The sequence below is a fragment of the Candidatus Zixiibacteriota bacterium genome (assembly GCA_014728145.1).
Taxonomy (GTDB): domain Bacteria; phylum Zixibacteria; class MSB-5A5; order JAABVY01; family JAABVY01; genus WJMC01.
This window is the reverse complement of the sequence record WJMC01000161.1, coordinates 1-9,233: the sequence shown is the minus strand read 5'-3', so window position 1 is coordinate 9,233 and position 9,233 is coordinate 1. Positions and strand designations below refer to the sequence as shown.

The window sequence follows — 9,233 nt, the reverse complement described above, 5'->3', positions numbered from 1 at the left end:
CGTATCAAGCCTTCGACAAAATTCACTGATGATATTCTGGGTTACCGTGAAGCGATAGATTATAAGCTGATAAAATATAAACGCTCCAACCAGGATACCTGCGTGCACTATCGACCTATCGTCGATCTGGGTGACAAAATAAAAAAAGGAGATGTTCTTGCTGATGGACCGTCCAGTCACGGGGGCGAACTGTCCCTTGGATTCAACGTCCTGGTGGCATTCATGCCCTGGCGCGGCTACAATTTCGAGGATGCCATCATCATCTCTGAAAGAATTGTAAAAGAGGATATTTATACTTCGATTCATGTTGAGGAATACGAACTCCAGGTGCGTGATACCAAGCGCGGTTCGGAGGAAATCACGCGCGAGATCCCCAATGTGTCCGAGGACGCGATCCGTCATCTGGATGAGCGTGGTGTGGTTACAGTCGGTTCGGAAGTTGAAGCTGGCGATATTCTGGTCGGCAAAGTAACTCCCAAGGGTGAAACCGAACTTTCGCCTGAAGAGAGACTCTTGAGGGCGATCTTCGGAGAAAAAGCCGGCGATGTTCGTGACGCCTCGCTGAAAGCGCCTCCCGGTCTTAAAGGGATCGTAATCGACACCCAGGTGTTCGCACGGAAAGAGCGTAACGAGGAAGCCAAGAAAAAAGAAGCGGCCGAGAAGGCTCGTTTGAAAAAATCTTACGGTAAGATGGTTGATGATATCAAGGACCTCAGTCGCAAACGACTGAGTGAGTTATTGGATGGGTACACTTCCAATACGATTCGCAAGGCTGAAGATGATTCGGTGGTTATTCGTGCCGGGCAGAAGTTCAGCCAGGAATCCTTCATCGGTATCGATATCGAGGAAATCAAGGCTCCGGATGGCTGGTGTCAGGAAAGCCGTGTAAATAAAGACGTGGATAAATTGATGCGGGAAACCGAGAGACTGGTGGCTGAAAAGCGCAGTCAGCTCGAAATAGAAATCGAGAAAGTCGTTCGTGGCGCTGAGCTTCCCCCGGGCGTCAAGCAACTGGCCAAGATCAAAGTCGCCGTCAAGCGCAAACTGTCTGTTGGTGACAAGATGGCCGGTCGTCATGGAAATAAAGGTGTTATCTCGAAAATCGTGCCAGTCGAGGATATGCCGTATCTCGAAGATGGCACCCCGGTGGATATTATCCTCAATCCGCTCGGAGTACCTTCCCGTATGAACGTCGGCCAGATCCTCGAGACCCATCTGGGCTGGGCCGCGGATGTACTTAACCAGTTCTATTCAACGCCTGTATTTGATGGCGCATCAATCGAGGAAGTCAAGGCCGAGCTCAAAAAGGCTGGTCTGCCGGAGAGCGGAAAAGTCGAAATCTACGACGGTTTTTCGGGTGAAAAATTCTCCAGCCCGATTACTGTTGGATACATATATATGTTAAAACTGGCCCATCTGGTGGATCACAAGATTCACGCGCGCTCGATCGGCCCATATTCCCTGGTTACGCAACAGCCTCTGGGTGGTAAAGCCCAGTTTGGCGGCCAGCGTTTCGGAGAAATGGAGGTCTGGGCGATGGAGGCCTATGGTGCCGCCTATGCTCTGCAGGAGCTTCTGACTGTCAAGTCGGATGATGTCTCCGGGCGTTCCAAGGTCTACGAGGCCATAGTCAAAGGCGAGAATCCGCCAGAACCGGGTATTCCGGAATCATTTAACGTGTTGGTCAAAGAACTCCAGTCACTCTGTCTCGATATCGAGCTGGTGGAGTCTTAGATAAAGAAAAGTTTGTCCCATTTTAGGAGGGATGATTGTGGTAGATCTTTTCGGCAGACAATCAAGGAAGCCATCGGATTTCAGTGAGATCAAAATTCAGCTCGCTTCACCCGAGACGATTTCGTCCTGGTCTTATGGCGAGGTGACCAAACCGGAAACAATCAATTACCGTTCCTTTAAACCAGAGCGCGAGGGCCTGTTCTGTGAACGGATCTTCGGGCCGGTTAAGGATTTCGAGTGCGCCTGCGGTAAGTATAAACGGGTTCGTTTCCGCGGAATCGTCTGTGACCGGTGTGGTGTCGAGGTGACCCACTCCAAGGTGCGTCGTGAGCGGATGGGGATCATCAAGCTGGCGGTACCGGTATCTCATATATGGTACTTCAAGTCGATACCTTCGAGGATCGGCAACCTGATGGATATGTCACCGCGCAACCTTGAAAAAATATTGTACTATGAAGCTTACATCATGGTGGATCCCGGCAATACTCCGTTCAAGGAACGGGATATTATCACCGAGGAAGAGTATCGCGAATTGAATGAGGCCAACAAGGAATTCGATGCTCGTATGGGCGCGGAGGCAATCCGTGACCTGCTGGCCAAGATCGACATCGAAGACCTCTCGATTCAACTCAGGGCGCAGGCCAAGATCGAGACCTCGGTTCAGCGCAAAAAAGATGTCCTCAAGAGACTGCGGGTTGTCGAGGCCTTCCGCCAGTCGAACAATCGTCCGGACTGGATGATTCTCGATTATGTACCCGTGCTTCCCCCGGATCTTCGTCCTCTTGTCCCGCTCGAGGGCGGACGTTTCGCGACATCGGATTTAAATGACCTCTATCGCCGGGTGATCAATCGCAACAATCGACTCAAAAAATTGATTGATATCCGCGCACCGGAAGTAATTCTCAGAAACGAAAAGAGAATGCTCCAGGAGTCAGTCGACGCTCTCTTTGACAATGGTCGCAGAACGCACTCGGTTCGCGGCGATTCCAAACGCCCCTTGAAGTCATTGTCCGATCTCCTCAAGGGCAAGCAGGGACGTTTTCGCCAGAATTTGCTGGGCAAGCGCGTGGATTATTCCGGCCGATCGGTTATTGTAGTCGGACCGGAACTTAAGCTCCATCAGTGCGGTCTACCTAAGAACATGGCTCTGGAACTGTTCAAACCGTTTATCATCATGAAGCTCGAGGAAAAGGGCTATGTGCAGACGGTGAAATCGGCTAAAAAGCTGGTTGAGAGGGAACGGCCCGAAGTCTGGGATATTCTCGAGGAAATTATATCTGATCACCCCGTGCTTCTGAACCGTGCACCAACGCTCCATCGTATGGGTATCCAGGCTTTTTATCCGATTCTGGTTGAAGGCAAGGCGATCCGACTTCATCCACTAGTCTGTTCAGCCTTCAATGCCGACTTTGACGGAGACTCGATGTCTGTCCATGTACCGCTGTCATTCGAAGCTCAGCTCGAGGCTAAACTGCTGATGTTGTCGACAAATAACCTGCTTCTGCCTCAGTCCGGGCTGCCGGTCGCTACTCCTTCACAGGATATGGTTCTGGGATGTCACTATATTACGCGCGAACGGCCCGGCGCGGTTGGCGAAGGTATGATCTTCCATTCTCGCGAAGAAGCTATAATGGCAGTCGATACGGACAAGATAGATATGCATGCTAAAATCAAGGTGCGTATCGACGGCGAACAGGTCGAAACCACCGGCGGAAGATTGATTTTCTCCAGCATCCTGCCGGATGATTTTCCGGTCTTCAATAAACTGGCTAACAAGGGCAACCTGGCTGATTTGGTACTCCATGTCTTTATGAGATACGGCAAAGAGTATACTTCCGAATTTCTTGACAGACTGAAAAATCTCGGATTTGAGTATGCCACTCTGTCGGGTGTGACAATTGGTATCGATGATTTGGTCGTTCCGGAAAAGAAGGCCGGAATGATCGAAAAGGCGGTCAAGGAAGTTAAGGCGATTACGAAAAAATATGAACGAGGGTTAATCACGAATGCGGAGAGATATAATCGCGTAATCGACGTTTGGACTACCACCACCGCTGATGTTTCCGACGCCCTGTTTACCCAGCTTTCCAAGATCGACCACGGGTTTAACCCGGTCTACATGATGGTGTCCTCCAAAGCGCGAGGCTCAAAAGACCAGATCAAACAGCTGGCCGGTATGCGCGGTTTGATGGCCAAGCCCCAGAAGAAAATTACCGGTTCGATCGGTGAGATTATCGAATCCCCGATTATTTCGAATTTCCGGGATGGCCTGAATGTGATGGAATACTTCATTTCAACTCACGGCGCGCGCAAGGGTCTGGCCGATACTGCGCTGAAGACCGCTGATGCGGGCTACCTGACCAGGCGTCTGGTGGATGTGGCACAGGATGTTATTATTACCGAAAACGACTGCGGTACTATTTTGGGCCTGGACGTTACGCCATTGAAAGAAGGCGAGGAAGTTATAGAGTCTTTGGCCGATCGTACACTTGGCCGAGTATCTCTCGATGATATCATCGATCCGATTACCGATGAAATCATCGTCGAAGCAGGTGAAAGGATCAACGAAGAAGCCGCCCATAAAATCGAAGATTCCGGTATCGAGTCTGTCAGAATTCGTTCGGTTCTGACCTGTGAGTCCCGTCGGGGTGTCTGTGCCAATTGTTATGGCCGGGACCTGGCCACTTTAAAGATGGTCAATATGGGAGAGGCTGTAGGCGTAATCGCGGCGCAGTCGATCGGTGAGCCTGGTACACAGCTTACCCTGCGAACTTTCCATATCGGCGGTACTGCCGGGCGAATTGCGGAAAGTTCCAAGGTCAGCTCCAAGTATACCGGTAAACTTGTTTATAAAAACGTGAAAAGTATTAAACTCGAGGATGGTCGCAGGGCGGTCATTAACCGTGATTCTGAAGTCTATATTGAAGACGATAAGGGGAATGTGCGCGGTCGACTGAGTGTGCCGTATGCGGCAATCCTGGATGTCAGCGAGGGCGAGCAGGTTGAAAAGGGAGACACGATCTTCGAATGGGATCCATATTCCAACACTATCCTCAGCGAGGTTTCCGGCACGGTCGAATTCAGTGATATCATAGAGGGTGTGACCGTCGATGAAGAGCTGGATGAAATTTCCGGTCTGCGCCAGATGGTTATTGTGGAACATCGTGACAAAACCCTCCTGCCGACCGTCAAGGTCAAGGATTCGGCCGGTCGTACACGTGCCAGTTACTCGATTCCAAATGGTTCCAACCTGCAGGTCCGTGAAGGCGATAAAGTCAAGTCAGGTGATGTTCTGGTCAAGATCCCGCGCGATATCTCCAAGACACGGGATATTACCGGTGGTCTGCCGCGAGTTGCGGAGCTGTTCGAGGCTCGCCATCCGCGCAACCCGGCTGTCGTTTCCGAGATCGATGGTTACGTCGAACTGGGCAAGATAGTACGCGGAAACCGCCAGATCATCATCAAGGGTGATGAAGGTGAAAACAAGGAATACTTGATCCCGCACGGACGTCATATTCATGTCCATGACGGTGACCGGGTGTATGCCGGAGACAGGCTCTGTGAAGGCCCGATCGATCCGCATGATATCCTGGCGATCAAGGGCGCTAACGCTGTGCAGGAATATCTTGTGAATGAAGTCCAGGAGGTCTATCGTTTACAGGGAGTCAAAATCAACGATAAGCATATCGAGGTAGTTGTGCGCCAGATGATGCAGAAGGTGCGTGTCGAGTCAGTCGGTGATACGAACTTCCTCGAGGGTGATGTCGTGGATAAGCATGTTTTCAAGGATGAGAACGACAGGGTGATCATCGAAGGTGGTGAACCGGCGACTTTCCAGCCCCTGCTCCTCGGTATTACCAAGGCGTCACTGTCGACCGACAGTTTCTTCTCGGCGGCCTCCTTCCAGGAGACTACCCGGGTTCTGACCGAGGCAGCCATAATGGGCAAGAGCGATCATCTCCTGGGACTCAAGGAGAACGTAATCATCGGTCACCTGATCCCGGCCGGTACAGGTCTCAAGCGTTATCGCAGGATCAATGTGGAAGGCCCTGAACCGGATCTTCCGGAACCCGAACTGGAACCTGAAGAGATCACCGAAAGCGAAGAATCACAGTCGGAAACGGTCGAGGAAAATGCTTGACAGGTTGGTGATTTCCGATATATTAAGTGGTCTGTTTGTCGATATTAAATGATGTAATTATATATGAGGTGTTAATTTGCCAACGATTAGTCAGTTGATTCGCAAGGGTCGCAAGCGTGTTATCGAGAAGACCAATACGCCTGCCCTGAAGGGATCTCCGCAGAAGCGGGGGGTCTGTACGCGTGTCTATACCTCCACGCCTAAGAAGCCGAACTCGGCTCTGCGTAAGGTCGCGCGTGTCAGGCTGACCAACCAGATGGAAGTAACTTCCTATATACCTGGTGAAGGTCACAATCTCCAGGAGCACTCTATGGTCTTGATTCGCGGCGGTCGTGTCAAGGACCTGCCGGGCGTGCGCTATCACGTTATCCGCGGTTCCATGGATACTGCCGGTGTCGATGATCGCAAGCGGGCTCGTTCCAAGTATGGTACCAAGAAAGGGAAATAGAGGATAATATGCCGAGACGGAAACAAGTTGAAAAGCGGGAACGTCCTCCGGATCCTGTCTATAACGATGTCCTGGTGGCTCGTTTTATGAATTGCATGATGAGAAGCGGCAAGAAAAGTGTCGCCGAGAGGCTTTTCTACGATGCCATGAGTATCATCGAGAAAAAACTCGGCCAGAAAGGCATCGATGTTTTTCATAAGGCGATTAACAACGCCAGGCCTTTGGTCGAAGTAAAATCAAGACGAGTCGGTGGTGCGACTTACCAGGTTCCGATGGAAGTCCGCTCGGAACGCCGTAATGCCCTGGCGATCAGGTGGCTGATCAGTTATTCCAGGGGACGCTCCGAAAAATCGTATGCAGAAAAACTGGCCGCTGAATTGATGGCCGCATCCAAAAACGAGGGTTCCACGATTAAAAAACGTGAGGACACCCACAGGATGGCAGAAGCCAACAAGGCTTTTGCTCACTTTAGATGGTAATTCTATTGTCAGAGACAAATTTGAGCAGAGGGACATAACGTAATAGGGATATCAGTGACGATTTGTTCGCTCCACTGTTTTTCCCTTCTGTGTGACTGAAAAAAAACAGTGGAGTTTTTTTATTTATGCAAGTACCCATGGAGAAAATACGCAATATTGGTCTGGCCGCGCATATCGATGCCGGCAAGACGACTACGACGGAACGGATTTTGTTCTATTCCGGGAAGTCCTACAAGATCGGAGAGGTCCACGAGGGCACCACGATCATGGACTGGATGGAACAGGAGAAGGAACGCGGCATAACCATCACTTCAGCCGCCACCACTACGTTCTGGAACAAGTACAAGATCAATATTATTGACACTCCGGGACATGTAGATTTTACGGCTGAAGTCGAGCGTTCCATGCGCGTTCTTGATGGAGTCATACTGATTTTCTGTGCCGTGGGAGGCGTCGAGCCACAATCCGAAACGGTCTGGCGTCAGGCCAGCTTTTACAAAGTGCCCCGTCTGGCATATATAAATAAAATGGATCGGGTCGGCGCTAATTATAAAAACGTGCTCAAAATGATGGTCGAGAGGCTCAAGGCCAATCCGATTCTGATCACCCTCCCGATCGGGGAAGGCCCCGAATTTACTGGCCTTGTCGACCTTATCAGGATGAAGAAGGTGGAATATTCGGAGGAGGATCTGGGAACGACAGTTATTGAATCGGACATCCCCGATGATCTCAAAGAAGATGCGGAGAAGGCTCGCGAGGAGATGCTCGAAAAGCTCGCGGACTGTGATGATGAACTGCTGCATACATATTTGTCAGGTGAAGAGTTGACCGATGAGGACATAAAATATGTGATGCGAAAGGCTACTATCGACAGCCGGGTCGTGCCCGTGTTGTGTGGGTCGTCGTTCAAGAATAAGGGCGTACAGAATATTTTGGACTCGGTAGTTGATTTTTTGCCCTCACCTGCCGATTTACCTCCTGTCGAGGGGCTCAATCCCAAAAATGAAAAACCTATGCAAAGGGCGGCCAAACAAAGCGAACCTTTTTCTGCGCTTGCCTTTAAAGTAGCCAGTGATCCATACGTTGGACGCTTGACTTATCTCAGAATTTATTCCGGTAAGTGCGCCACAGGCCAGAGCCTGCTTGATTCGAGCACGGGCAAAAAAGAAAGAATTCAACGAATTTTGCAGATGCATGCCAACAAGCGTGAGGAGCTCAAGGAAGTGACCGCGGGCAATATCGTTGCCGCGGTGGGGTTGAGGTTTACAACCACCGGGGGCACGCTTTGTGACCCCAAAGCACCAATTGTGCTGGAAACTCTGGAGTTCCCCGAGCCGGTGATCTATATTGCGATTGAACCGAAGAGCAAGGCTGATTTCGAAAAACTGACTGATTCATTGAATCGACTGGCCGATGAAGATCCAACTTTTAAGATCAAAGTCGACGAGGACACCGGTCAGACGATCATCTCCGGGATGGGCGAACTGCATCTGGAAGTATTGATCGAACGCCTGCGCCGCGAGTTCAAGGTCGAGGCTAATGTCGGTACACCTCAGGTTGCCTATAAAGAAACTATTACCGAAATCGCTGAATCCGAAGGCAGATTTGTCAGGCAATCGGGGGGACGTGGTCAATACGGTCATGTGTTTATGCGTTTCGAGCCTATCGATGAAGATAAAGATTTTGAATTTGTAAATGAGATCAAGGGAAATCAGATTCCCTCGGAGTTTATTCCTGCAATCGAGAATGGTGTCAAGGGTGCGATTGAAAACGGCGTGATTGCCGGATATCCTGTAATCAGGGTACGTGCTGTGCTGACAGGTGGGAGCTGTCATGAGATCGATTCTTCGGAGATGGCTTACCGGGTGGCGGCTTCCATGGCATTTCAGGATGGTGTCCGGAAAGCGAGCCCCAAACTTCTTGAGCCGTTCATGAAAGTGGAAGTGGTGGTTCCGGAAGAATATCTTGGTGATGTCGTCGGTGATTTAAAGACTCGCCGGGGTAAGGTAACAGGCATAAATCTGCGATCCGATGCGCAGGTGGTATCAGCAGAAGTTCCGCTTTCGGAGATGTTTGGTTATACGACCCAATTGCGCAATATCTCGCAGGGGAGAGCGATTTATTCGATGGAGTTTTTACATTTTGATTTTGCAGCTGAGGAGATCTATAAAAAATATGTTGCAAATTTCTAAATTTTTTGTAATTTAGTTGCTTTCTCTACTTGACAATTACGGATTAAGTAGTTTATTAGGCTGAAAATTTTTGCGAAATTTCAGGAGGATAAAGCCGAATGGCAAAGGAGAAATTTGAGAGAACGAAAGCCCACGTAAATGTGGGTACGATCGGTCATGTAGACCATGGTAAGACGACGTTGACGGCGGCGATGACGATGGTTCAGGCACGCCTGGGCTTTTCCCAGATTCGATCGTTT

At 50.2% G+C, this 9,233-nt stretch carries 6 protein-coding genes; all 6 read left to right on the top strand.

The genetic code is table 11. The annotated features are described in order from the left end of the window. Positions 1–1,734, top strand: a 1,734-nt coding sequence (gene rpoB, locus GF404_09645; GenBank protein MBD3382446.1) for a DNA-directed RNA polymerase subunit beta, incomplete at its 5' end; no start/stop codon positions are given. Positions 1,735–1,765: 31 nt separating this feature from the next. Then, positions 1,766–5,875 carry a DNA-directed RNA polymerase subunit beta' gene (rpoC, locus tag GF404_09640; protein MBD3382445.1) on the top strand — a complete coding sequence of 1,370 codons (4,110 nt, stop codon included), beginning with the start codon at positions 1,766–1,768 and terminating at the stop codon, positions 5,873–5,875. A 76-nt stretch (positions 5,876–5,951) separates the two neighbouring features. Continuing rightward, a complete protein-coding gene (locus tag GF404_09635) occupies positions 5,952–6,323 on the top strand; it encodes a 30S ribosomal protein S12 (GenBank protein ID MBD3382444.1) in 372 nt (123 codons plus the stop codon). Positions 6,324–6,331: 8 nt separating this feature from the next. Beyond that, complete coding sequence (gene rpsG, locus GF404_09630; protein ID MBD3382443.1) at positions 6,332–6,802, top strand: 30S ribosomal protein S7; 471 nt, start codon at positions 6,332–6,334, stop codon at positions 6,800–6,802. A 125-nt stretch (positions 6,803–6,927) separates the two neighbouring features. Beyond that, entirely contained in the window at positions 6,928–8,994 is a 2,067-nt protein-coding gene (gene fusA, locus GF404_09625) for an elongation factor G (GenBank protein ID MBD3382442.1), read from the top strand. A 98-nt stretch (positions 8,995–9,092) separates the two neighbouring features. After that, positions 9,093–9,233 (top strand): elongation factor Tu (tuf, locus tag GF404_09620; protein MBD3382441.1); only part of this gene is annotated, 141 nt, incomplete at its 3' end.